General features: G+C 64.9%; 18 protein-coding genes. 11 read left to right on the forward strand and 7 right to left on the reverse strand.

The window, feature by feature from the left end; translation table 11 throughout:
• Positions 1-10: 10 nt before the first annotated feature.
• Together F793_RS0106345 and F793_RS0106350 are read right to left on the reverse strand one after the other, a co-directional pair.
• Positions 11-742: a 4Fe-4S dicluster domain-containing protein gene (locus F793_RS0106345; protein WP_018881736.1), complete on the reverse strand. Its 732-nt coding sequence runs from the start codon at positions 740-742 to the stop codon at positions 11-13.
• On the reverse strand, positions 739-3,603 hold the full coding sequence (locus tag F793_RS0106350; RefSeq protein ID WP_018867721.1) for a molybdopterin oxidoreductase family protein: 2,865 nt from the start codon (positions 3,601-3,603) through the stop codon (positions 739-741). Before F793_RS0106350 ends, F793_RS0106345 begins: the two co-directional genes overlap by 4 nt.
• Positions 3,604-3,828: 225 nt before the next feature.
• Between F793_RS0106350 and F793_RS0106355 the strand changes: the two genes are divergently transcribed.
• Together F793_RS0106355 and F793_RS0106360 are read left to right on the forward strand one after the other, a co-directional pair.
• On the forward strand, positions 3,829-4,356 hold the full coding sequence (locus tag F793_RS0106355; RefSeq protein WP_018867722.1) for a metallophosphoesterase family protein: 528 nt from the start codon (positions 3,829-3,831) through the stop codon (positions 4,354-4,356).
• Between the two features lie 154 nt (positions 4,357-4,510).
• Positions 4,511-5,113: a CBS domain-containing protein gene (locus F793_RS0106360; RefSeq protein WP_018867723.1), complete on the forward strand. Its 603-nt coding sequence runs from the start codon at positions 4,511-4,513 to the stop codon at positions 5,111-5,113.
• Between the two features lie 65 nt (positions 5,114-5,178).
• Here the strand turns inward: F793_RS0106360 and sat are convergent, their stop codons facing one another.
• A complete protein-coding gene (gene sat / locus F793_RS0106365; RefSeq protein WP_018877189.1) occupies positions 5,179-6,369 on the reverse strand; it encodes a sulfate adenylyltransferase in 1,191 nt (396 codons plus the stop codon).
• Positions 6,370-6,952: 583 nt separating this feature from the next.
• Here sat and F793_RS0106370 point away from each other — a divergent pair.
• The 6 genes from F793_RS0106370 to F793_RS14075 all read left to right on the forward strand — a co-directional run bounded on the left by F793_RS0106370 (position 6,953) and on the right by F793_RS14075 (position 11,439).
• Positions 6,953-7,729 carry a hypothetical protein gene (locus F793_RS0106370; RefSeq protein ID WP_018867725.1) on the forward strand — a complete coding sequence of 259 codons (777 nt, stop codon included), beginning with the start codon at positions 6,953-6,955 and terminating at the stop codon, positions 7,727-7,729.
• Between the two features lie 37 nt (positions 7,730-7,766).
• Entirely contained in the window at positions 7,767-8,246 is a 480-nt protein-coding gene (gene aprB / locus F793_RS0106375; RefSeq protein ID WP_038028264.1) for an adenylyl-sulfate reductase subunit beta, read from the forward strand.
• Positions 8,246-10,147, forward strand: a complete 1,902-nt coding sequence (gene aprA / locus F793_RS0106380; protein ID WP_018877190.1) for an adenylyl-sulfate reductase subunit alpha — start codon at positions 8,246-8,248, stop codon at positions 10,145-10,147. The genes aprB and aprA overlap by 1 nt, the downstream gene beginning before the upstream one ends.
• Before the next feature lie 157 nt (positions 10,148-10,304).
• A complete protein-coding gene (locus F793_RS0106385; protein ID WP_018867728.1) occupies positions 10,305-10,655 on the forward strand; it encodes a hypothetical protein in 351 nt (116 codons plus the stop codon).
• A gap of 16 nt (positions 10,656-10,671) precedes the next feature.
• Positions 10,672-11,184, forward strand: a complete 513-nt coding sequence (locus F793_RS0106390; RefSeq protein WP_018877191.1) for a peptidylprolyl isomerase — start codon at positions 10,672-10,674, stop codon at positions 11,182-11,184.
• 90 nt (positions 11,185-11,274) lie between these two features.
• The gene (locus F793_RS14075) at positions 11,275-11,439 is read left to right on the forward strand and encodes a hypothetical protein (protein ID WP_017942944.1); all 165 of its coding nucleotides are present in this window, start codon (positions 11,275-11,277) and stop codon (positions 11,437-11,439) included.
• 289 nt (positions 11,440-11,728) lie between these two features.
• On the opposite strand, the gene F793_RS0106400 is transcribed toward F793_RS14075, so the two are convergent.
• Positions 11,729-12,748 (reverse strand): porin, encoded by a 1,020-nt coding sequence (locus tag F793_RS0106400; RefSeq protein ID WP_018881735.1) that lies wholly within the window; start codon positions 12,746-12,748, stop codon positions 11,729-11,731.
• A 225-nt stretch (positions 12,749-12,973) separates the two neighbouring features.
• Between F793_RS0106400 and F793_RS0106405 the strand changes: the two genes are divergently transcribed.
• Positions 12,974-15,085 carry a TonB-dependent receptor gene (locus F793_RS0106405; protein WP_231366516.1) on the forward strand — a complete coding sequence of 704 codons (2,112 nt, stop codon included), beginning with the start codon at positions 12,974-12,976 and terminating at the stop codon, positions 15,083-15,085.
• A gap of 270 nt (positions 15,086-15,355) precedes the next feature.
• Here F793_RS0106405 and F793_RS0106410 read toward each other — a convergent pair whose 3' ends face one another.
• A complete protein-coding gene (locus F793_RS0106410) occupies positions 15,356-16,084 on the reverse strand; it encodes a rhomboid family intramembrane serine protease (RefSeq protein WP_018877195.1) in 729 nt (242 codons plus the stop codon).
• A 248-nt stretch (positions 16,085-16,332) separates the two neighbouring features.
• Positions 16,333-17,838, reverse strand: coding sequence for a SulP family inorganic anion transporter (locus F793_RS0106415; RefSeq protein WP_026280264.1), 1,506 nt, complete (start codon positions 17,836-17,838; stop codon positions 16,333-16,335).
• 264 nt (positions 17,839-18,102) lie between these two features.
• Between F793_RS0106415 and F793_RS0106420 the strand changes: the two genes are divergently transcribed.
• Complete coding sequence (locus tag F793_RS0106420) at positions 18,103-18,591, forward strand: universal stress protein (protein ID WP_026280819.1); 489 nt, start codon at positions 18,103-18,105, stop codon at positions 18,589-18,591.
• Positions 18,592-18,712: 121 nt separating this feature from the next.
• Here F793_RS0106420 and moaA read toward each other — a convergent pair whose 3' ends face one another.
• Positions 18,713-19,717, reverse strand: a complete 1,005-nt coding sequence (moaA, locus tag F793_RS0106425) for a GTP 3',8-cyclase MoaA (RefSeq protein ID WP_018877197.1) — start codon at positions 19,715-19,717, stop codon at positions 18,713-18,715.
• Between the two features lie 227 nt (positions 19,718-19,944).
• Between moaA and F793_RS0106430 the strand changes: the two genes are divergently transcribed.
• The gene (locus tag F793_RS0106430) at positions 19,945-22,851 is read left to right on the forward strand and encodes a molybdopterin oxidoreductase family protein (protein WP_018877198.1); all 2,907 of its coding nucleotides are present in this window, start codon (positions 19,945-19,947) and stop codon (positions 22,849-22,851) included.
• Positions 22,852-22,892: the final 41 nt, after the last annotated feature.

Here is a 22,892-nt window from a genome sequence, read left to right on the forward strand (position 1 = left end):
TCGTCCCTGTTTACCAGCTGGTGACGTCGTCGAGCGAGGGTTCTTCCTGCCCGGGCTTCGGCAGCTGACTGTCGATCTTCAGCGGGTTGTCGGCGCGCTCCACCTCGTCCTCGCGGATGGTCAGCTGAGTCTTGCGTCGTGGCAGGTAGTGATTGGCCGGTTTGGTGCCCCATTCCGGCATCAGCTGATAGCCGCCTGCTTCGCGGATCGCCTTCGAGACGACCGATTCGGGATCATGAATGTCCCCGTAGAGTCGTGCGTTGGTCGGGCAGGCCCGTACGCAGGCCGGCTTGCGATCCCACTCCGGCAGCTCCTCGTTGTAGATGCGGTCCACGCACAGGGTGCACTTGGTCATCACCTTGCTCTCGGCGTCCACCTCGCGCACCCCGTAGGGGCAGGCCCAGGAGCAGTACTTGCAGCCGATGCACTTGTCGTAGTCGACCAGAACGATGCCGTCCGACTCGCGCTTGTAGGACGCCCCGGTCGGGCAGACCGGCACGCAGGGCGGCTCTTCGCAGTGCAGGCAGGACTTGGGAAAGTGGACCGTCTCGGTATTCGGGTATTCACCGACCTCGAAACTCTGCACGCGGTTGAAGAAGGTACCGGTGGGGTCCGCGTCGTAGGGGTTCTGGTCGACCAGCGGGCCGGCATCGCCCGAGGTGTTCCATTCCTTGCAGCTGGTGACGCAGGCGTGGCAGCCCACGCAGACGTTGAGATCGATGACAAGGGCGAGTTGGGTCATTTCTTACCTCCTATTCCCGCAAAGAAGTTCACCACACGGGCCCGCTTGGACTGGCCGGGGTAGGGGTGCAGGGCCTTGAACTGGGGCGATGTCTCCTGCGGCGCCCCTTCTTCGGCCTTGTAGATGCGCACGCGCACGTCGTACCAGGCGGCTTGCCCGGTGACGGGGTCGGAGTTGGAGATCGGGCCTTCATCGCCCGGGAGCTCCTCGGAGATCAGGTGATTCAGCAGGAAACCCTTGCGCGACTCGTTGGCCTCGGGTGTCAGGTTCCAGGCCCCCGCGGCCTTGCCGATCGCGTTCCAGGTCCAGACCGTTCCGGGTTCGACCGCCTCGGAGTACTTGGCCATGCAGCGTACCCGGCCCCACTGGCTTTCCACCCAGATCCAGTCCTCGTCGTTGATCCCGGCGGCCCGCGCGGTGCGCGAATTCACGTAGAGCAGGTTGTGCGCGTGGATCTGTCGCAGCCAGGCGTTCTGGGAGTCCCAGGAGTGGTACATCGCCATGGGACGCTGGGTGATCGCGGCCAGGGGGTAGGTGTGCTTGTTGGTGGTCTGGTACTCCAGCGGGTCGTAGTAGAACGGCAGCGGGTCGAAGAAGGTCTCCACGCGCTTGGCCAGATGCGCCGGCGCCTTGCGCGACGGGCCCTTACCCTGAGCGGCGGCGCGGAACTTCATCAGCACCTCGGAATAGAGGTGGATCAGGATCGGCTCGCCAAAGCGCGTGATGCGGTTGCGCTGCGACCACTCGAGATAACCCTTGTTCCAGTTGCGCATGTACTGGTAGCTGCGCGGCAGCTCGTACTGGAATACGCAGTTGTTCTGGGCGTACATCTCCCACTGGTTGGGGTTGGGTTCGCCGCGCAGGGATTTCTCCCCGCCCTTGCCGCGCCAGCCGGCCAGGAAGCCGATACCGGAGCCCGGTTCGGTCTCGTAGTTGACGACGAAGTCGGGGTAGTCGCGGAATTTGCGCTCCCCGTTCTCGTTCACGAACGCCGGCAGTTTCAGGCGCGAGCCGAGCTCGATAAGGACTTCCTGGAACGGCTTGCACTCGCCCTTGGGCGGCACCACCGGGATCCGCACCGAGTCCACCGGGCCGTCGAACTCGGAGATCGGGCGGTCCAGCATGGACATCACGTCGTGGCGTTCCAGATAGGTGGTATCCGGAAGGATCAGATCCGCGAACGCGGTCATCTCGGACTGGAACGCGTCCGCGACGACCAGGAACGGGATCTTGTAGTCCCCGTTGTCATCCTTGTCGTTCAGCATCTTGCGGACCTCTTCCGTGTTCATGGTCGAGTTCCACGCCATGTTGGCCATGAAGATCAGCAAGGTGTCGATCGGGTAGGGGTCCCCGCGCCAGGCGTTGGTGATGGCGTTGTGCATCATGCCGTGCACGGCCAGCGGGTATTCCCAGGAGAAGGCCTTGTCGAGGCGTACCGGCTCGCCCTTGTCGTCCACGAACAGGTCGTCCGGGTCCGCGGGCCAGCCGAGCACCATGCCGTCCAGCGGCTTGCCTGGCTGCACGCCCTCCGGCCCCTTGGGCGTGCGGGCGCAGGGTGGAATCGGACGCGGGAACGGCGCCTTGTGGCGGAAGCCGCCGGGGCGGTCGATGGTGCCCAGCAGCGACATCAGAATCGACAGCGAACGGATGGTGTGGAAGCCGTTGGAGTGCGCGGCCAGTCCGCGCATCGCATGGAACGACACCGGGTTCCCGGTGACGGATTCGTGTTCCACGCCCCAGGAGTCGGTCCAGGCAATGGGGAGTTCGATGCGCTGGTCGCGCGCGGTAACGCCCATTTCGTGGGCCAGCCGGCGAATGTCCTCGGCATCGATCCCGGTGATCCGGGCGGCCCATTCCGGCGTGTATTCGGCGACCCGGTCCTGCAGCAGCTGGAAGGCGGGCTTGGCCGGGGTGCCGTCATCCAGGGTGAACTCGCCGAGCAGGAACGGATCGGCATCCGGCGTGTGGGTCGGCACCGCGCGTCCGGTCTTGCGGTCCCACCACAGTTGGTTCTGCGCGTCGTAGCAGCCCTCCTCGGGCGGATCCTCGGTGCGCAGGAACATGCCGAAGTCGTCTTGCTCCTCGTTCATGTTCACCAGCTGGCCGGCATTGCTGTAGCGGACCAGGAAGTCGCGGTCGTACAGGCCCTTGTTGATGATCTCGTGGATCAGTGCCAGCAGCAGGGCACCGTCGGTCCCGGGGCGGATCGGCACCCATTCGTCGGCGATGGCCGAGTAGCCGGTGCGCACCGGGTTGATGGAGATGAAGCGCCCGCCCTGGCGCTTGAACTTGGAGATCGCCACCTTCAGCGGGTTGGAGTGGTGGTCCTCCGCGGTGCCGATCATCACGAACAGCTTCGAGCGTTCCAGGTCGGGGCCGCCAAACTCCCAGAACGAGCCGCCGATGGTGTAGATCATGCCGGCGGCCATGTTCACCGAGCAGAAGCCGCCGTGGGCCGCGTAGTTGGGGGTGCCGAACTGCTTGGCGAACAGCCCGGTCAGGGCCTGCATCTGGTCGCGCCCGGTAAACAGGGCAAAGCGTTTCGGGTCGGTCTCGCGGATGTGCCCGAGGCGTTCGGCGAGGATCTCGAAGGTCTCTTCCCAGGAGATCGGCTCGAACTCGCCATCCCCGCGCTCGGCGCCGGCCTTGCGCCGCAGGGGCTGGGTCAGCCGCGCGGGCGAGTGCTGTTTCATGATCCCGGAGGCGCCCTTGGCGCAGATCACGCCTTCGTTGATCGGGTGCTCCGGGTTGCCATCGATGTAGCGCACCTCCCCGTCGCGCAGGTGCACCCGGATGCCGCAGCGGCAGGCGCACATGTAACAGGTGGTGTTCTTGATTTCCTGCGACGGGGTCTGTGCCATAAATCGTCAACGCCTTGTAAGTTAGACAATCGCGATATACTGCAATACCCCTTACTTCGATCGGGGTTACCCCCACTATGCAGTTCCGGGGTATCCACCACAAGGGAGTCAAAGATGGATTCTTCGCGCCCGTTCGGATGCCCCGAATCGGGCCCGGACGCAGGGCGGGGCGCGGCAGTGTTATCGTTCCGGCACCGGAATTTCACAACAGAGGCCTGCCAACCCATGAAGGTATGCATTGTTTCCGACAGTCACGACCGTGGCCCGATGTTGGCCCGCGCGATCGAGGCCGGCATTGCCGAGGGCGCCGAGGCGGTCATCCACTGTGGTGACGTGATCGGCGGCAACACGCTGCGGGCGTCACTGAAGCTGGGTGTGCCGATCCACGCGGTGCACGGCAACAACCTGGGGGACCCGGTCGCGATCTCGCGCATCGCGCACCAGTCCGATGGCCTCCTGCACTACTACGGGCTGGACGCCACCATCACCCTCGGTGGCCGGCGCATCTTCGTCACGCACTACCCCCATTACGCCCATGCGATGGCCTGCACCGGGGACTATGACCTCGTCTGCTGCGGCCACAGCCACGAGACCGAGATCCGCCAGCAGCCGCACGTGAAGGATGGCGCCACCTGGCTCGTGAATCCGGGCACCGTGGCCGGGCTTGGGGCGCCGCGGGCGACCTGGGCGCTGGGCGATCTCGAGACCATGGACTTCGCGATCCGGGCGACACCCGAGGAGAGCGCGGCCTGATCCGACTCGGTCATACGGCCCGCATTCGGCAGCGGGGTGGCGTTTCGGCGCGGGATGATCGACCCGCTTGTCAGCGCCTTCGTCTCAGGGCATCGTCTAGGAGAGGGCGCGTCATTCGTGTCCCTCTGGATTCCACCGTGGATGGAGAAACGCGATGACCGCAGAATTCCCGCACAAGCCCCTTCCGTCGCAAAAGGCGGCCCCCGGAATCGGGCTCCAGCAGGTGTCGGAGGAAGACCCCCAGGTCACCCTGGCTTCCTCGGCGCTGTGCGTAATGACCGATTTCCGCCGGGTGCCGGTTGCGACGATCGGTCCCGAGGCGACGCTCAACCAGGCGACCGAGCAGATGATCGCCCGGGGTGTCCGGCTGCTGATCGTAGTGGACTCGGAGCGCGTGCTGGGTCTGATCACGGCCCGCGACACTCAGGGGGAGCGCCCGGTCCAGATGGTGAACGAGCGCGGCATGCGGTACGACGACCTTCGGGTGCGTGACCTGATGGTGCCGCTGGATGACGTGGACCTGCTGGACATGCAGCGCGTGATGCAGGCGGACGTGGCGGATATCGTCGCCACGCTGAAGGACTGGGGGCGCCAGCATGCGCTGGTCGGTCAGCGGGATCCCCAGACGGGTGAGACTCGCATAAGGGGGATATTCTCGGCGACCCAGATCGGGCGTCAGCTGGGGATTCAGGTGCAGACCTTCGACGTCGCCCGCACCTTCGCGCAGATCCAGGCGACCTTGTCCAAGACCTATTAGCCGGAGCCGACATCCGGCCACCCGCGCGAGTGTGCGGGTGGTCGGATGCCTGAACCGCGTTTCTGCTACCGGTTCAGCCCCTGGTAGTACTCCATCAGGATCTTGGCCACTTCCGGGCGGGAGAACTCGACCGGCGGTGCCTCGCCTCGGCCCAGCATCTCGCGAACCTTGGTGCCGGACAGGAGCACGAAATCCTCCTTCGTGTGGTCGGGTGCATCGCACATCATCACCACCCGGTCTAGCTTCTTCGAGTAGGCCGTGTGGTCGGCCCGGAAGATCTCGATCTCCAGCGCGCCCGCGGGTACCTCGGTGTCGAAGATCGTCTGGGCATCGAACGGCCCGTAGTAGTCCCCCACCCCGGCGTGATCACGCCCGATGATGAAGTGGGTCGCGCCCATGTTCTGGCGGAACAGCGCATGGAGCACGGCCTCGCGCGGACCGGCATAGAGCATGTCGAAGCCGTATCCGGTGATCATCACCGTGTTCGGCGGGAAGTAGAGCTCGGCCATCTTGCGAATGGCGGCGTCGCGCACCGGGGCCGGGATGTCGCCGGGCTTGAGCTTGCCCAGCAGCATGTGGATCACCACGCCGTCCGCATCCAGTTGCTCCATGGCCATGCGGCACAGCTCTTCGTGGGCGCGGTGCATCGGGTTGCGGGTCTGAAACGCGACCACCCGGTTCCAGCCGCGTTCCGCGATCTCGTTGCGGATCTCGACGGCGGTGCGGAAGGTATCGGGGAAATCGTCCTGGAAGTACGAGAAGTGCAGCACCTGGATGGGCCCCGATACGCAGACGCGGCCCACGCTGTTGAAGGCGGCGACCCCGGGGTGTTCCATGTCGGTCGTGCCGTAGACCTTTTCGGTCATGGTCGCCATCTGCTCGGGCGTGAATTCCTCGATCGCCTCGACCTCCTGGATGGCGAGGATCGGGTTCCCCTCCATGTTCGGGTCGCGCAGGGCAATCCGCTTGGCCCCGCGAATGGCGTCCGCATCCTCCAGCAGGTTGACCACGGGCACCGGGAAAAACAGGCCGCTGGTGGTTCGCATGTTCTCCGCGCAGCTCATGGCGTCGGCGACATTCATGAACCCGGTCAGCGGCGTGAAATAGCCGCCGCCCATCATGACGGCGTTGCCGGCGGCGCCGGAGCTGATGACCACGGAGGGCAGGGTCTCGGCCTCCTGCAGCAGGGCGTGGTGTTGATCGGGGTCGTAGACGAACAGGGGCTTCAGGGTGTCTGCACCGTGCGGTTTGATCATGGGGCTTTCTCTCCTGCCGACGCTGGATGTGAACTGCATGGATGGGGTGGTCTGTGCCACACGTAAGTCGTGTTCGGGGCGCATGCGCCCACCCGGTTGACGGGGCGGGCGCGCTGCTGGTCGACCCCGAACGTAGCACAAGATAGTCCATAAAGGTTCGGGTTTCTTGACCGCCCCCGCAGCCGCAAATCCGGATCTGTCCACCCGTCAGGGCCGTCAGCCCTGCCCCGGGAGCGCCTCGATCAGCGGCCGTTCTCCCTTTGTCTCACCCGGCCCGGGCGTTCGTTCCGGTGCCATCGCTGGCGCCCCGGACCCGCGTGCTGCGGGCAGCGGGCGGTGTGCCGCCCCCGGGCCAGCCTGGCGGCTTGCGATGGCGTCTGCCTGGGCCGCTAGATAAGTGTTTCCATAAATAAGCATATGACCTCATTCATCGGGCTTATGCGCGGGGAAGCAAGTTTGATTTGAAGCAAAAGATCGAGTTGGCACAGACTCGGTGTGCCCATTGGACACTCTGAGGAGGCCTGACGCCGTGATCACTAGCAATCCCTTTGCCGAACTGGCTGCGTTTATTCCACCAGCCGCAATGCAGGCGTATGTCGTGCTCATGGTCATTCTGGTGGCCGCCGGCACGATCCTCGACATGATGCACAAGAGGAGTGCCCAGTACTTCTTCGAGAACGCCAAGAAAGCCGAGAAGAACGCGACCCGCAGCGTGAGCGGCGGCGAGAAATTCTCCCAGGCCATGCAGACCCTGGGGAAAGAGGTCATCACCTCCGGTGAATTCAAGAACCCGAAACGACGCGCGTCCCATCTGTTCACCATGTGGGGCTTTATCCTGTTCGTGGTCTCCTCCGCGGTCCTGATCTTTGGCTACGCCAGCGAGCCCGCCGCGGGCGTGTGGCCGGTCCTGTGGCATCTGGGCGCCCTGTCGCTGGCCTTCGGCGGCTACTGGTTCTGGTTCTTCATTCGCGTCGACGTCTACTCCGAGGGCCGTCGCTGGTACCAGCTGGTCCGGGCCGATCTGTTCATCGTGTCGCTGCTGGCGATGTCGACCTTCGCCATCCTGTGGTCGCTGACCCAGGGCACCGGCGCCCTCGGGTGGCTGTTCTTCGCGCTCTTCCTCGCGGCGACCACGACCCTGTTCGCGACCGTCTACTGGTCCAAGTTCGCGCACATGTTCTTCAAGCCTGCCGCGGCCTACCAGAAGCGCATTACCCGTGCCGACGGCTCCGCCGAGAACCTCCCGACCCTCACGCGCGACGATCCCGAGCAACAGCAGCGCCATTCGATGGAACTGCTGCGCGATGCGCCGATGGAGATGGGGAAGGGCATCCAGCGTGAAGCGCCGCACCACTACTAGCCATTAACCCGAACACCAGCATCGATCGAGGACAACCATGCCAACTTTCGTATACATGACCCGTTGCGATGGCTGTGGGTACTGCGTGGACATCTGCCCGTCAGACATCATGCATATCGACGAAACCACCCGTCGCGCCTACAACATCGAGCCCAACATGTGCTGGGAATGCTTTTCCTGCGTGAAGGCCTGCCCGCACCATGCGATTGACGTGCGCGGCTACGCGGACTTCGCCCCACTGGGGCACAGCGTGCGCGTCGATCGCGACGAAGAGCGCGGCACCATCGCCTGGAAGATCAAGTTCCGCGACGGTCGGGAGAAGGACTTCCTGTCGCCGATTACCACCAAGCCCTGGGGCAAGCACATCCCGCAGCTGGCGGACGTCCCCGCACCGGACAAATCCATGCGTGACAGCCAGCTGTTGTTCAACGAGCCCAAGTACATCCGGATGGATGAGGGGGATCTGCACACGCTTGAGGCCGCCGGTCTCAAACTGAAAGAAGGGGTGTACTACTGATGGCCTACAAGACAATCGTCGAAGACAACATCGACATCCTGGTCTGTGGCGCCGGGCTCGGCGGCACGGGTGCCGCCTGGGAAGCCCGCTTCTGGGGGCAGGACAAGAAGGTCGTGATTGCCGAAAAGGCCAACATCGACCGCTCTGGTGCGGTGGCCCAGGGCCTGTACGCGATCAACTGCTACATGGGCACCCGCTGGGGCGAGAACAACCCCGAGGACCATGTGCGCTACGCCCGCATCGACCTGATGGGCATGGTGCGCGAGGACCTGCTGTTCGACATGGCGCGCCACGTGGACTCCACCGTGCACCAGTTCGAGGAGTGGGGCCTGCCGCTGATGCGCGACCCGAAGACGGGCGCCTATCAGCGAGAAGGTCGCTGGCAGATCATGATCCACGGCGAGTCCTACAAGCCGATCGTGGCCGAGGCCGCCAAGAAGTCCGCGGACACGATCTACAACCGCATCTGCGTGACCCATCTGCTGATGGACGAGTCCAAGGAGAACCGGGTCGCCGGCGCCGTGGGCTTTAACGTTCGCACCGGCAACTACCACGTTTTCAAGTCGAAGTCGGTGATCGTGGCCGCCGGAGGCGCCTCGATGATCTTCAAGCCGCGTTCGGTCGGTGAGGGTGCGGGTCGCGTCTGGTATGCCCCGTGGTCGTCCGGCTCGGCCTATGGCCTGCTGATCAACGCCGGTGCCAAGATGACCCAGATGGAGAACCGCATCGTGCTGGCCCGCTTCAAGGATGGCTACGGTCCGGTGGGTGCGTACTTCCTGCATCTGAAGACCCGTACGCAGAACTGCAATGGCGAAGAGTACGAATCCAAGTGGTGGCCGCAGCTGCAGGAGATGGTCGGCAAGGAGTACCTCGATCCGGAGGCCTCCCACCGGACCCATCGCCCGATCCCGACCTGCCTGCGCAACCACGCATTCCTGAACGAGGTGAATGCCGGTCGTGGCCCGATCCACATGGTCACCATGGAGGCCTTCCAGGATCCGCACCTTGAAGAGGTGGGCTGGGAGAACTTCCTGGGCATGACCGTCGGCCAGGCCGTGCTGTGGGCCGCCACCGACGTGGACCCCAAGAACGAGAACCCCGAGCTCACCACCTCGGAGCCCTACGTGATGGGCTCGCACGCCACGGGTTGTGGCGCCTGGTGCTCCGGTCCGGAGGATGTCTCCCCGCCCGAGTACTTCTGGGGCTACAACCGCATGACCAGCGTCGAGGGCCTGTTCGGTGCCGGCGATGCCGTGGGCGGGACGCCGCACGCGTTCTCCTCCGGTTCCTTCACCGAGGGTCGCCTGGCCGCCAAGGCCGCTTGCAAGTACATCGACGATGGCAAGGCCGACGGTATCCGGGTCTCCGACTCGCAGATCAACAAGCTGAAAGAGGAGATCTACAAGCCGCTGGAGCACTACAAGATCTACAGCAACGAGGTCGTGGCCGGTTCGGTCAATCCGAACTTCATCAACCCGCGCCAGGGTCTTGACCGCCTGCAGAAGCTGATGGATGAATACTGTGGCGGCGTAACGGTCAGCTACATGACCAACGAGAAGCTGCTCAATATCGGCCTGAAGAAGATGAAGATCCTGGAAGAGGATCTGGACAAGCTGGCGGCGGAGGACATCCACGAGCTGCTGCGTGCCTGGGAGCTGAAGCACCGCGTGCGCACCGCCGAGAGCGTCTTCCACCACACCCTGTTCCGCAAGGAAACCCGCTGGCCGGGCTACTACTACCGCGGCGACTACATGAAGCTCGATGACAAGAACTGGCACCACCTGACGGTTTCGCGTCGTGACCCGAAGACGGGCGAGTACACCATGGAGAAGGCGCCCTGCTACCACCTGGTCGACAAGGACGAGGCGCCGGCCAAGGAGGCCGAGAAGGAGGAAGCCTAGGGTGCTGCGGTGGCGGGGCCGCAGCCGGCCCCGCCACCATGCTCGGCAGCCGCGATGACCCACGCGTTCGCGCGTCGGTCATCCCTTTCAACCGCCACACCTGAGGGTTTTCAATATGACCAGTGTAGCTGAAGCACAGACGTTGCCGGAGACCTCGATGAACATCATCGACCACTCCGACCAGGAGATCCTCGAGATTGCCCACCCCATCTGGAGCGACCTAATCAAGCACTCCAACAAGGGGCAGTACGGCAAGTTCGTCCGCCGGTTCTCCTACCACCTGCTGTTTGGCCTTAACGAGGTCGAGGTGGGCAAGCAGTTCGCCCAGAGCGAGTTGACCCGCAATCTCAGCGAGGACTGGGATTTCCTGGGCATTATTCGCCGTGGCGAGCATGTCACCGTCCTGTATCGCGTGCGCAGCACGAAGAAGGAGGGCGAGTGGCTGGGCCGGATGGTCCTCGGCTACGAGGAAGGCGAGGTACGCATCTTTGGTGCGTCCATTTTCTGACAATGCGGGACTGTTCATGACCGAAGTAATCCAGGACAACAAGTACGTCGAGCTGAACTACCAGGTGATCGACCAGAAAACCGGCCAGGTGCTGACCGAGGTCGAGTTCCCGCTGGGCTATGTCCACGGCGTCAACGAGGTCCTGTCGCCCCAGGTCATGGGCGAGCTGGAAGGCCGTGCCCAGGGCGAAACCATCGAAGTGCCGATCGACTGCAACGCCCTCTATGGCCCGCGCGACGAGTCGCTCGTGATCACGGACGCGATCGAAAACGTGCCGGAGGAGTACCGCGAGGTGGGGACCGCCATCCTGATGGAGAACGATCGCGGCCAGACCAAGAGCTTTTTGGTGACACGGCTCGACGACAAGACCATCACCATCGACGGCAACAATCCACTGTGCGGCCGTCAGGTGATCTTCAAGCTGAACATCCTGCTGGTACGCGATGCCACCGACGAGGAAATCGCACACGGTGGCAAGGTGGAGTCGGGCCCGGAGATCGACAGCGGGCGCGCGGTCCCTATCGAGTGATGGAGCAGGCGTTCGGCGCGTGAGTATGTCGGGGCAGGGCGACGCCAGTTCTCCGCCCCTCTTTTTTCATCGAAGCGAGGTGAATGCACCATGAGTCAGCAATCCGACAAGAAGCACCCGGAAGTGCCGGACGGCAAGTCACGCTTTCTGGTAACCCGGCAGATGAAGCCCAACGAAAAGGGCTTCGTCGGCTACGAGACCATCTGGGAACCCTTCCAGAAGGAAGCCGAATACCAGACCCCCAAACGCCCCTGAGCCGATCGCCGGTCGCGCATCTGCCCCGCAGGCGCGCGACCGTGTCGATCCTTTAACGGCGGCGATGAACCCATCCCGGATAGCCCGCCAACGGGACTGCGGTGTGCGCCTGTTGCACCGAAACCGATCTCTACCTGTATTTCCCCGATTCTTGAAGGTCCCGGTGTCGCAACGGAATTGCGCCGCCAGCGCCTCGTTGAGCTCACAAAAAAGCCCCGCCGGGGCGTAGTCCGGCGGGGCTCGGAAAACGGGGACGGCGGTCCTGGCCGCCGGCCCCGGTATTGCTCGGTCAGAAGTCGTAACGCATCCCGATCGAGAGGGCGGTAGCGTTCTCGCCACCCACACCCGGCTGGCTGACGCTCTTGGCGGCATTCCACGGCGCCAGGGCCGAGTTGTCGTCGTTGTCGACCATTGCGATGTTGCCGTAGAAGCGCAGGTCGCTGTCGAGGCGGTATTCCAGGCCCAGGGCGTACATCGTTGCGTCAGCATCAGTCAGATCGGAATCCAGCTGGAAGACGTGACCGTTCAGGTACATGCTCGGGGTCAGGCGGAACTGGCCGCCCAGGCCGTAGACATCGGCGTCGTCGCCACCGACGGTCTCGGAATTCTGGTAGAACGCGCCCATGCGGAAGGCGGGCGTGATGCGATAGCCGACGGCCAGGCGCCAGGCATCCGGGTTCACATCGCCATCTTCCTGCTTTTCGTAGGCTAGGGCGCCGGTCAGGTCGCCCATGCTCAGGTTCAGAGATGTGGAGTAGGCCTTGTTCGGGGCCCCGTCGGCGGTGGTGGCGCCGTCCGTCTCGTTCGAGTACTGGATGTTCCAGGTCAGGCCGCCGAAGCTCGGGGTCTGGTAGTGGATGCTGTTATTGAAGCGTTCGTCGAAGCGGCCGGTCTGCGCGGCGGAACGGGTCAGGTTGCGCATGTCACCGACCTGGTCGCCGAAGAAGTTGGCCGGACCGCGGGCGCGTTTAAAGGGGGTGTCGAACTTGCCGATGCGCAGCATGCCCCACTCGGAGCCCTTGATGCCGACGAAGGTATCGCGAGTCGCGAAATTCGTCCCGTTGGTGTCGAAATTGATCTGTTGTTCGATCTGGAACATCCCGACCAGTTGTTCACGGAACTCGCGCTCGCCCTTGAAGCCCAGGCGGCTGGAATTGCTCGACACATTGAATTCGTTGTAGTCGGCGCCGTCGTCGAGGACATCGGCGGACAGGTGGGCGCGGCCGTACAGCGTCCAGTCGGCGGTAGCCAGGGCCGGTACGACGAGTCCGGCGGCGATGAGGCTGGTCAGCAGGTGCTTGCGATTCATGGGATTCTCCCCTTCATAAAGTGTGCAGGTTGGCGGGCCGCGAGGGCGTCCCGACAGGGCGCAAGCATGGGGAGGGCGAGTGACGTGTCCGTTACGGGGCGGTGAAGATCGCGTTAAAACGCGACACTGTTGCGCAAATGAAACACCTGGGCCGGGAACCTGCTAGCGAGCGGCGAGTCCTCTAAAGGGTGAGCGGGTTCGAGGCCCGTCACGATGCAGTACCGAATGGGAGGGACCGTGGTGGCGCGACGGCCGGATCCGACGTTCTCTGGGCGAGTGCGCTGGCCCCTGTTCGCCAGCCTGTTGGTGGCGGTCACCGCACAGGCCGACGACGGGCCCACGGTCCTGGATCCAGTCGAAGTGACTGTCACTGCTCCGCGCCTGGCCACGCCGCTGGCGGACCTGCCGGCCGCGGTATCGCGCGTGGACGAGCGCCAGGCGACCGAGGGGCGGCAGGGCCTGCAGCTGGACGAGGCGCTCAATCGCGTGCCGGGCCTGTTCGCCCAGAACCGCTACAACTTTGCCCAGGATGTCCGGATCTCGATCCGCGGTTTCGGATCGCGCGCTCCCTTTGGCGTGCGCGGGCTGCGCATCCTGCAGGACGGCATCCCGGAGACCACCCCCGACGGCCAGTCACAGGTGGACGCGATCGACCTGCTGAACCTGCGCGACATCGAGGTCCTGCGCGGACCCAGCGCCGCGCTGTACGGCAATGCCTCCGGAGGCGTGATCTCGGCGCGCACCCGCGACGGCCGCGACCCGCGTGGCTTTGGTGGCGGGGTGCTGCTGGGCAGCTACGGTTATCGCCGCGCCGAGGCCATCGCCGAACAGGACCACGGCAACCATCGCTATTCCCTGACCGCCCACGACTTCGCGGTCGACGGCTACCGCGACCAGTCCACCGCCGAGAAGCGCTACCTGCGCCTGCACACCGCCTCGGAGCTGGAGGCCGGCACGCTGAACTTCCACCTGCGCTACCTCGATGCCCCGCGCACCGACGACCCCGGCGGGCTCACCCGCGAGGAGATGCGTCAGAACCGGCGCGCGGCCGCCCCGCTGGCCACGGCCCTTGACAGTACCCAGGCGGCCGAGCAGCTCACGACGGGGTTGCAGTGGGAACAGTCCCTCGGACCCGGCGAGCTGCGCCTCGGGGGGTTCTGGACCCAGCGCGACTACGCGCAGCAACTGCCATTCCCCGGTGACTCGCGGGTGGCCTTTGATCGCGACTTCTACGGCCTCAACGCCCAGTACGAACAGGACATCGGGCCGACCCGGGTGCTGACCGGGATCGACCTGGAAGAGCAGCGTGACGACCGCACCCGGCGCTGTACGTCGGGGACTTTCGCACCGGGGCTGGACTGTGACGAAGACGAAGTCGTTGGAGATCTGGCCCTGGACCAGCTAGAGCGCGCCCGCTCGCGAGGAGTGTTTATACAAACCGACACCGCGCTGGGGTCGGACTGGAACATGGTGCTCGGCGCGCGCCACGACCGCATCCGCATGTCCATCGACGACCACTTCTCTGACCGGGTCGGCGAACCGGATCGCTCGGATGCGAGGACCTTCCGCGAGACCAGCGCGATGGCGGGGCTGATCTGGCACTTCCAGCCGGACTACCGGGCCTACGTGAACGTGGCCACCAACTTCGAGACCCCGACCTTCACCGAGTTCGCGAACCCCGAGGGCGGGGGTGGCTTCAACGACGCCCTCGACCCCCAGCGGGCACGCAGCATCGAGGTCGGGATCCGCCGCGAGACCGCTCGCCTGGCCTGGGATGCCTCGGTCTACGCGACCCGCGTGCGCGACGAGATCGCCCCGTTCGAGGAGCCCAACGTGGACGGTCGCACGTTCTACACCAACGCCGGCCGAACCGCGCGCAACGGCTTCGAGCTGGCGGTCGACTGGGCCGCGACCGAGCAGTGGACGCTGTCCAGCGCGCTCAGCCTGAACGACTTCCGCTATCGGGATTTCGTGGACCAGCAGGGTGAGCGGCGCGATGGCAACCGCCTGCCCGGGCTGCCGCGCGAGCAGCTGTTCGTGGAGGCCGACTGGCGCCAGGGGCCTTACTTTTTCACCATCGATGCGCTGTACACAGGCGGGCGCTACGTGAACGACGCCAACGACGAACGAGTGGGCGGACAGACCACGCTGAACCTGCGCGCGGGCCGCCACTGGCAGGATGGCAACGCCCATGTCGAGGCCTTCGTGGCCGCGAACAACCTGCTGGATGCGGACCACGTCGACAACATCCGCATCAACGACGGCAACCGCCGCTACTACGAACCGGCCCCCGGCCTGACCCTGATGGCCGGCATGCGCATGACCTTCGGGCGCTAGCGCGCGCCACCAAGCCGGACCCTGCACCGTCATTGCGAGGAGGCGCAGCCGACGAAGCACAAAGGCGCGAAGCGCGTTGAACGGCCGCAGGCCGGCCCGAAGGGCGAACGCAGCGAGTAATCTCCCTCCGGAAGCACCGCGTTGCCAGCGTTCGGAGATTGCCACGTCGGCTTCGCCTCCTCGCAATGACGGTGCCATGAAGAGGGGCCGTCGCCGCAACGTCGCGGGATGCCCCGACCGACGGGAGCTGCATTAAGGACGGGTGTTCGGCTAGTCGCGACGCCCGGGCCCCTCCAGCGGTTCTTTCGGCTCGATCTCGTCCAGTCGCCCCTGCTCGATTTTGCGCAGGGTCTCCGGATCCGTCCCGTCGTCCTCCTCCCAGGAGGGCCGTCGCGCGGGCGGTAGCGGGTCGCGCCGGTACAAGAACCAGCCGCAGATCGCACCGACCACGGCGCCGAACAGGTGCGCCTCGAATGAGACCCGGGGCGCGCTGGGGAATATGCCCCAGATCATGCTGCCGTAGAGGAACAGGATGATGATGGCGAGCGCGATGGACAGCGCGTCGCGCCGACGAATGCCAATAACTACGGCAAAGAACATCAGGCCGTGCGTCAGGCCCGAGGCCCCGATGTGCAGGCCTTCGCGGGCGAAGAGCCAGACGCCGAGGCCACCCATCAGCCAGATCAACGGGACCGCCACGCGCGTGGCGCGAGGGAACCCATAGAGGGTGAGCATGCCGAGCACCCAGAGGGTGGGCACGTTGGCGAGCAGGTGGCCCCAGGAGCCGTGGATCAGCGGCGAGGTGATGATGCCCAGCGCCCCGACCGCGTCGCGCGGCAGGATGCCCAGCCGCGACCAGTCCCCGCCCAGCAGGTCGTGCAGGGCGTGGATCACGATCAGGATGGCGGCCCCCAGCATGGGCCAGAGCAGCGCACGCCGAATCCGCTCCTGCTCGGCCCGGGGGTCGGCCGGGGGTGCCGGCCGGCGAAGATTCATCATCCGCCTAGCCTGCCACGCCTGGACAAGAGGTCCAATCTCTCCAATCCCCCGGCGCCGCCACGGGCACCGTCATTGCGAGGCCCCGCAGGGGCCGCGGCAACCTCCTGAAGCTTGCGCAGTGTCGGGGTCCGAGGGTTTCGGAGGGAGATTACTCGCTGCGCTCGCCCTTCGGGCCGGCCTGCGGCCGTTCAACGCGCTTCGCGCCTTTGTGCTTCGTCGCTGCACTCCTCGCAATGACGGTGGCGGTGCTAGTGCCCGCCCGGCCCCAGGTCGGCGCCCTTGTCGTGCTGCGCGAGCTTGTCGTGCAGTTCACCACTTTCACCTCGCGGGGCCTTCACCTCGACCTCCATGCCGTTGCGGCGGAACTTGCCGACGACCTTGTCGATGGCGGCCACCGCCGAGCTGTCCCACAGCGAGGCGCGGGTCAGGTCGATCTCGATGTGATGGATGCCTTCGCGGTAGTCGAAGCTGTCGATGAACTTGTCCACGGCGACGAAGAACAGCTGGCCGCGCACGGTGTAGATCCGGGTCCGGCCGTCCTCGGAGAGCGCACTAGTGACTTCGACCGCCTTGACCATCTTGCGCGCGAAGAAGATCGCCGAGAGCAGCACGCCGGCGAATACGCCCAGCGACAGGTCGTGGGTGATCACGGTGGTGCCGACGGTCACGATCAGCACGGTGGCGTCGGTGCGCGGCAGCTTGTGCAGGGTGGTCAGCGAGCCCCAGTCGAAGGTGGCGATGGAGACCATGATCATCACCGCGACCAGCGCGGCCATTGGGATGATCGAGACCAGATCCCCCAGGAACACGATGAACAGCAGCAGGAAGATGCCCGCCGACAGCGTGGACAACCGCCCCAGCCCCCCGGACTTGATGTTGATCACCGACTGCCCAATCATCGCGCAGCCCGCCATGCCACCGAAAAAGCCGGTGACGACATTGGCGATGCCCTGGCCCTGGGCCTCGCGGTTCTTGCCGGAGGGCGTGTCGGTCAGATCGTCGAGGATGGAGGCGGTCAGCAGCGACTCCAGCAGGCCGACGATCGCCAGCGCGAAGGCGGTCGGGAAGATGATCTGCAGCGTCTCCCAGTTCAGCGGGATGTCGGGGAACAGGAACACCGGCAGGCCGTCCGGCAGGTCGCCCATGTCGCCGACCTCCAGCGTCGGCAGCCCCATGAAATAGACCACGACGCTGAGCACCACGATCGCGACGAGCGGCGGCGGCAGCAGCTTCGGATAGCCAGGGATCATCGGCAGGCCATAGAGGATGATCAGGCCGGCCGTGACCAGCGCCCACATGGTGGTGTCGCCATCCACCAGGTAGGGCACCTGGGACAGGAAGATCAGGATCGCCAGCGCATTCACGAAGCCGACCAGCACCGTGCGCGGGATGAACATCATGTAGCGCGCGAGCTTGGCCCAGGCGAACAGGATCTGGATGATGCCGGTCAGGATGGTCGCGGCCAGCAGGTACTGCAGTCCGTGCTCGGCGATGAGTGTCACCATCAGCAGGGCCATGGCCCCGGTCGCGGCCGAGATCATGCCGGGGCGCCCTCCGGCGAAGGCGATCACCACCGCCATGGTGAAGGACGCGTACAAGCCCACGCTCGGGTCCACCCCGGCGATAATGGAAAACGCGATCGCCTCCGGGATCAGGGCCAGCGCGACCACGATCCCGGCAATCAGGTCTCCGCGCACATTGAACAACCAGATCTTGCGCTGGCGGGACAGGAAGTCTTGTAGGGTCTGCTGCACGATATGGTCCCCAATACCGATGCGCGCCGAAGCCGACATGCGTCGGGATCAACGGGTGAACGAACAGGTACCAGAGACTTGTGCGAAGTAGCCGGGCCCGGTTGCCACCAGTGGATGGCGCGGTTGCAAGCGGTTCAATGCCGGTACAGACTGAAACCGCCAGGAAAGGCGGCAAAGTCTAGCACTTCATAAGCCCGTCCCGAAGTTTGCCGTCCCGCTCAAGCCTTTGCCGGGGCTCTTCCATGCGTTCAATTGGGGATCTTCATGCTGCAGCGCGTCATCATCGCCGTCGACTTCTCGCCCGCCTCTGCCGCGGCCCTGGCCGTTGCACGCCAGCACTGCCCGGGGGCGAAGAAGCGGCTGCTCTATGTGATGAAGCCGTCGGACGTGGCAGAGCCCAGTTCCGCTGGTGCGTTCAGTGGTGCGGGGTCGTCGCCCCTGAATGCAAAGGAAATGCGCCATTCGGCGGAAGAAAAAATCCGGTCGCAGTTGCAGGAGTGGGCGGAGGCAGATGACGAGGTCGCCATCGCCGTGGGCAGTGCGCCGGAGGAGATCTCCCGTCATGCCGAGGAGTGGGGCGCGGATATGATCGTGATGGGGACCCGCGGGCGCAGTCAGATCGCCAACATGCTCTCCGGTTCCGCGACCGAGTGGCTGGTGCGCAACGCCCGCCTGCCGGTACTGGTCGTGCACGACGTGCCGCTGTCCGACTCCATGAAGGAAAAGCTGCCGCCGGAAGGCGCCGTCGACTGAGCCCGATCGCCGTTCGCCGACACGTAGAAGGCCCGCTTTCCAGCGGGCCTTCCTCGTTCCTGTGGAATGCTCGCGCGGTGTCGAGGCCCCAGGCATGTAGGAGGCCAGCCCCGCCGTGACGCTAGCCGCCGGTCATGGACATGAAGCGCATGACCTTTTCCGGGCGCTCGGAGAATTCGTGGCGTTCCGGTTTCAGGTTGATGGCCTGGACCACCAGATCCTCCAGTTCGGAATCGGTGCAGCCCTCGCGCAGGTAGGGGCGCAGGTTCAGGCTGTGGTCGTTGCCCAGGCAGGTGTAGATGGTGCCGTCCACCGACAGGCGCACGCGGTTGCAGGTATCGCAGAAGTGCTGCGAGATCGGCGTAATGAAGCCGATTCGCACCGGCGTATCGGGGATCTGCATGTAGCGCGCCGGGCCGCCGCCGGGCATCACGCCGGGTACCAGGTTGTAGCGCTGCTCCAGACGGGCGCGCACGTCCTGCAGGTTCACGTAGTGACCCTCTTTCGCCTCGCGGCCGGTGTCGCCCATCGGCATGGTCTCGATGAAGCGCAGGGTGAAGCCGTGCTCGATGCAGAAGTCGACCATGTCCTCGACTTCCGGCTCGTTGATCCCGCCCATTACCACCATGTTGATCTTGATCGGGTCGAGCCCGGCGGCCTTGGAGGCCATCAGCCCGTCCAGCACCTTGTCCAGCTTGCCGCCGGTGATCTCCTTGAAGACTTCCGGCTTGAGCGAGTCGAGACTGACGTTGATGCGCGCCACGCCAGCATCCTTCAGTTCCTGGGCATGGCGCGCCATGCGCGTGGCATTGGTGGACAGCGAGATGTCGTCGATGCCAGGCAGGGCGTTCAGGCGTGCGGCCAGGTCCGGGAGGTTCTTGCGTACCAGCGGCTCGCCGCCGGTCAGGCGCACGCGGCGGGTGCCCAGACGTCCGAAGGCTCCCATGACGCGCTCGATCTCCTCGAAGCTGAGCCAGTGATCCGGCTCCTCGAAGTCGCGAAAGCCCTTGGGCATGCAGTAGAAGCAGCGCAGGTCGCAGCGGTCGGTGACCGAGAGGCGGACATATTCGATGCGGCGGCCGAAGGCATCCACCAGTGCGTTCTCGTCCTTGAGGGGCTGTTCCATGGGGTGCTCCGTCCTGCCGATGGGGGCGATATGTTTCATCACACACATCGTAGACCACTTCTCCGGGAACGCAACAACAATGCCTCAGAATCGTTGCGGCAATAAACAAAATCTCTCACAGATAATTTTGTCTTATTCCAAGATAAGAACTTTTCGTTGGCCAAAAGCCCGGCTTATGGCCAATATGGCCCATGAATAAGCAAACCGTAATCTATGGGGTCGTCTGAATGAGCGCGTTGCCCGAGTTCGAGAACCACAGCGAGCAGGAGATCAAGTACACCACCTGCTACATGTGTGCCTGCCGCTGCGGCATCAAGGTTACCGTCCAGAACAACAAGGTCCGCTATATCCAGGGCAATCGGCATCACCCGATCAACAAGGGGGTGCTGTGTGCCAAGGGTAACGCGGGGATCATGAAGCAGCAGTCCCCGGCGCGCCTGCACCAGCCGATGCGCCGCAAGCCCGGCACCGAGCGCGGCGCCGGCGAGTTCGAGCCGATCTCCTGGGACGAGGCCCTGGACATGCTGTCCACGCGGCTGCAGAAGATCCGCGAGACCGACCCGCGCAAGCTGGCGTTCTTCACCGGCCGCGACCAGATGCAGGCCCTGACCGGTCTGTGGGCGACCCAGTTCGGCACGTACAACTGGGCGGCCCACGGCGGCTTCTGCTCGGTGAACATGGCCACCGGCGGTCTGTATACCACCGGCTTCGCCTTCTGGGAATTCGGCGACCCCGACTGGGACCGCACCAAGTACCACATGCTCTGGGGCGTGGCGGAAGACCATGCCTCCAACCCGATCAAGATCGGTCTGGAGAAGCTCAAGCGCCGCGGCGGCAAGTTTGTCGCGATCAACCCGGTGCGCACCGGCTACCAGGCGATCGCCGACGAGTGGGTGGGCATCAAGCCCGGTACCGACGGCCTGTTCGCGCTGTCGATGCTGCACGTGCTGCTGAAGAACGACCAGTTCGACTGGGACTTCCTGGTGCGCTACACCAACGCCACCCAGTTGGTGGTGCAGACCCCGGGGCAGAAGGGCGATGGCCTGATCCTGCGTGACGAGGCCGGCAACCCGCTGGTCTGGGAGCTGGAACAGGAGGCGTTCGTCGACGGCACCCAGGTCGACATCAAGCCGGCGTTGTTCGGCGAGTACACCGCGCCCGACGGCCGCCCGGTCAAGACCGTGATGACGCTGCTGGCCGAGCGCTACCTGAGCGACGAGTATTCCCCGGAGAACACCGCCGAGGTCACCGGCGTCCCGGCCGACCAGACCGAGCGCCTGGCGCTGGAGATGGCGCACGTTGCGTTCAAGGAGACGATCGAACTCGATATCGAGTGGACCGACTCCTGGGGCCGCAAGCACGACAAGGTGTTCGGTCGCCCGGTGTCCATGCACGCGATGCGCGGCATCTCCGCGCACTCCAACGGCTTCCAGACCTGCCGCGCGATCCATCTGCTGCAGATCATGCTGGGCTCGGTGGACTGCCCCGGCGGTCACCTGGCCAAGCCGCCGTATCCCAAGCACGTCCCGCCGGGCATCAAGCCGGCCAAGGAATGCGCGCCGAACACCCCGCTGAAGAGCCCGCCGCTCGGTTTCCCGACCGCGCCGGAGGACCTGGTCATCGATGACGAAGGCAACCCGCTGCGCATCGACAAGGCGTTCTCCTGGGATGCCCCGATCTCCAACCATGGCCTGATGCACATGGTGGTGACCAATGCGGTCAACGGCGATCCCTATCCGATCGACACGCTGATCTTCTTCATGGCGAACATGTCCTGGAACTCCTCGATGAATACCGCCGAGGTGATGGACATGCTGCGGGCGAAGGACGACAGCGGCGAGTACAAGATCCCGTTCCTGGTGGTCGCGGATGCGTTCCACTCGGAGACGGTCAACTTTGCCGATCTGGTGCTCCCGGATACGACCTATCTGGAGCGATACGACACCATCTCCATGCTGGACCGCCCGATCTCCGAGCCGGCCGCGGCGGCGGACTCCATCCGCCACCCGATCCTCGAGGTCGACCGCGACGTGCGTCCCTGGCAGGAGGTCATGGTCGAGCTGGCCGGCCGCCTGAAGTTCCCGGCGTTCACCAACGACGATGGCAGCCGCAAGTTCGAGGACTACAAGGACTTCATCGTCAACTTCGAGAAGGAGCCCGGCATCGGTTTCCTGTCCGGCTACCGCGGCAAGGACGGCAAGACCCACCTGCGTGGCGAGCCGAACCCGAAGCAGTGGGAGGCGTACATCGAGAACCAGGGGTTCTTCGTGCATCACCTGGCGCCGAACCAGCAGTTCTACCGCTACGCCAACAAGGAGTACCTGGAGCTGGCCAAGCACGCCGGCTGGGTGGGCAAGACCGACCCGATCACCATCGAGCTCTACTCCGAGACCCAGCAGCGCTTCAAGCTGGCCGGTCAGGGCCTGTATGACGGCCCGCAGCCGACCAAGCAGGAGCACAAGGATCGCCTGACCCAGTTCTTCGATCCGCTGCCGATCTGGCACAAGCCGCTGGAACAGACCCGGATCGACGAGGAGGAGTATCCCTTCTACGCGGTCAACCAGCGTCCGATGTTCATGTACCACTCCTGGGATTCGCAGAACGCCTGGCTGCGCCAGATCTGCGCCCAGAACTACCTGTACATGAACCGCGGCAAGGCGGAGTCCATGGGCATCGCCGACATGTCCTGGGTGTGGCTCGAGTCGCACAACGGCAAGATCCGCGTGCAGGTCAAGCTGATCGAGGGCTGCGAGCCGAGCACCGTCTGGACCTGGAACGCCATCGGCAAGCAGAAGGGCGCCTGGGGCCTGAAGCCGGACGCGAACGAGTCCAACAAGGGCTTCCTGATGAACCACCTGATCAGCGAGCTGCTGCCGAAGAAGGGCGACCCGGTGGACAACATCACCAACTCCGACCCGGTCACCGGCCAGGCCGCGTGGTACGACCTGAAGGTCAAGATCACCCCGGCCGACCCGGAAGAGGCCAGCACCTGGCCCGACTTCGACACGATCAAGCCGGCGCCCGGCATGTCCGAGGCCCCGGACCAGCTCCGCTACGCGGCGCACAAGCCGGTGCACCTGAACCGTTCCATCCGCGACGTGCTGACGCGCGGCTCGCTGGACGACGAACAGTAGGCATCACGGATCCGGGCCATGCCGCCGGCCGAAGCCGGCGG

Source organism: Thioalkalivibrio sp. ALE22 (genome assembly GCF_000381445.1).
Taxonomy (GTDB): domain Bacteria; phylum Pseudomonadota; class Gammaproteobacteria; order Ectothiorhodospirales; family Ectothiorhodospiraceae; genus Thioalkalivibrio.

Bases quoted from the DNA above. Each gene is read 5' to 3' on its own strand.
- F793_RS0106345 (WP_018881736.1), bottom strand. From the start codon at position 742: ATGACCCAACTCGCCCTTGTCATCGATCTCAACGTCTGCGTGGGCTGC.
- F793_RS0106350 (WP_018867721.1), bottom strand. From the start codon at position 3,603: ATGGCACAGACCCCGTCGCAGGAAATCAAGAACACCACCTGTTACATG.
- F793_RS0106355 (WP_018867722.1), top strand. From the start codon at position 3,829: ATGAAGGTATGCATTGTTTCCGACAGTCACGACCGTGGCCCGATGTTG.
- F793_RS0106360 (WP_018867723.1), top strand. From the start codon at position 4,511: ATGACCGCAGAATTCCCGCACAAGCCCCTTCCGTCGCAAAAGGCGGCC.
- sat (WP_018877189.1), bottom strand. From the start codon at position 6,369: ATGATCAAACCGCACGGTGCAGACACCCTGAAGCCCCTGTTCGTCTAC.
- F793_RS0106370 (WP_018867725.1), top strand. From the start codon at position 6,953: ATGCAGGCGTATGTCGTGCTCATGGTCATTCTGGTGGCCGCCGGCACG.
- aprB (WP_038028264.1), top strand. From the start codon at position 7,767: ATGCCAACTTTCGTATACATGACCCGTTGCGATGGCTGTGGGTACTGC.
- aprA (WP_018877190.1), top strand. From the start codon at position 8,246: ATGGCCTACAAGACAATCGTCGAAGACAACATCGACATCCTGGTCTGT.
- F793_RS0106385 (WP_018867728.1), top strand. From the start codon at position 10,305: ATGAACATCATCGACCACTCCGACCAGGAGATCCTCGAGATTGCCCAC.
- F793_RS0106390 (WP_018877191.1), top strand. From the start codon at position 10,672: ATGACCGAAGTAATCCAGGACAACAAGTACGTCGAGCTGAACTACCAG.
- F793_RS14075 (WP_017942944.1), top strand. From the start codon at position 11,275: ATGAGTCAGCAATCCGACAAGAAGCACCCGGAAGTGCCGGACGGCAAG.
- F793_RS0106400 (WP_018881735.1), bottom strand. From the start codon at position 12,748: ATGAATCGCAAGCACCTGCTGACCAGCCTCATCGCCGCCGGACTCGTC.
- F793_RS0106405 (WP_231366516.1), top strand. From the start codon at position 12,974: ATGGGAGGGACCGTGGTGGCGCGACGGCCGGATCCGACGTTCTCTGGG.
- F793_RS0106410 (WP_018877195.1), bottom strand. From the start codon at position 16,084: ATGATGAATCTTCGCCGGCCGGCACCCCCGGCCGACCCCCGGGCCGAG.
- F793_RS0106420 (WP_026280819.1), top strand. From the start codon at position 18,103: ATGCTGCAGCGCGTCATCATCGCCGTCGACTTCTCGCCCGCCTCTGCC.
- moaA (WP_018877197.1), bottom strand. From the start codon at position 19,717: ATGGAACAGCCCCTCAAGGACGAGAACGCACTGGTGGATGCCTTCGGC.
- F793_RS0106430 (WP_018877198.1), top strand. From the start codon at position 19,945: ATGAGCGCGTTGCCCGAGTTCGAGAACCACAGCGAGCAGGAGATCAAG.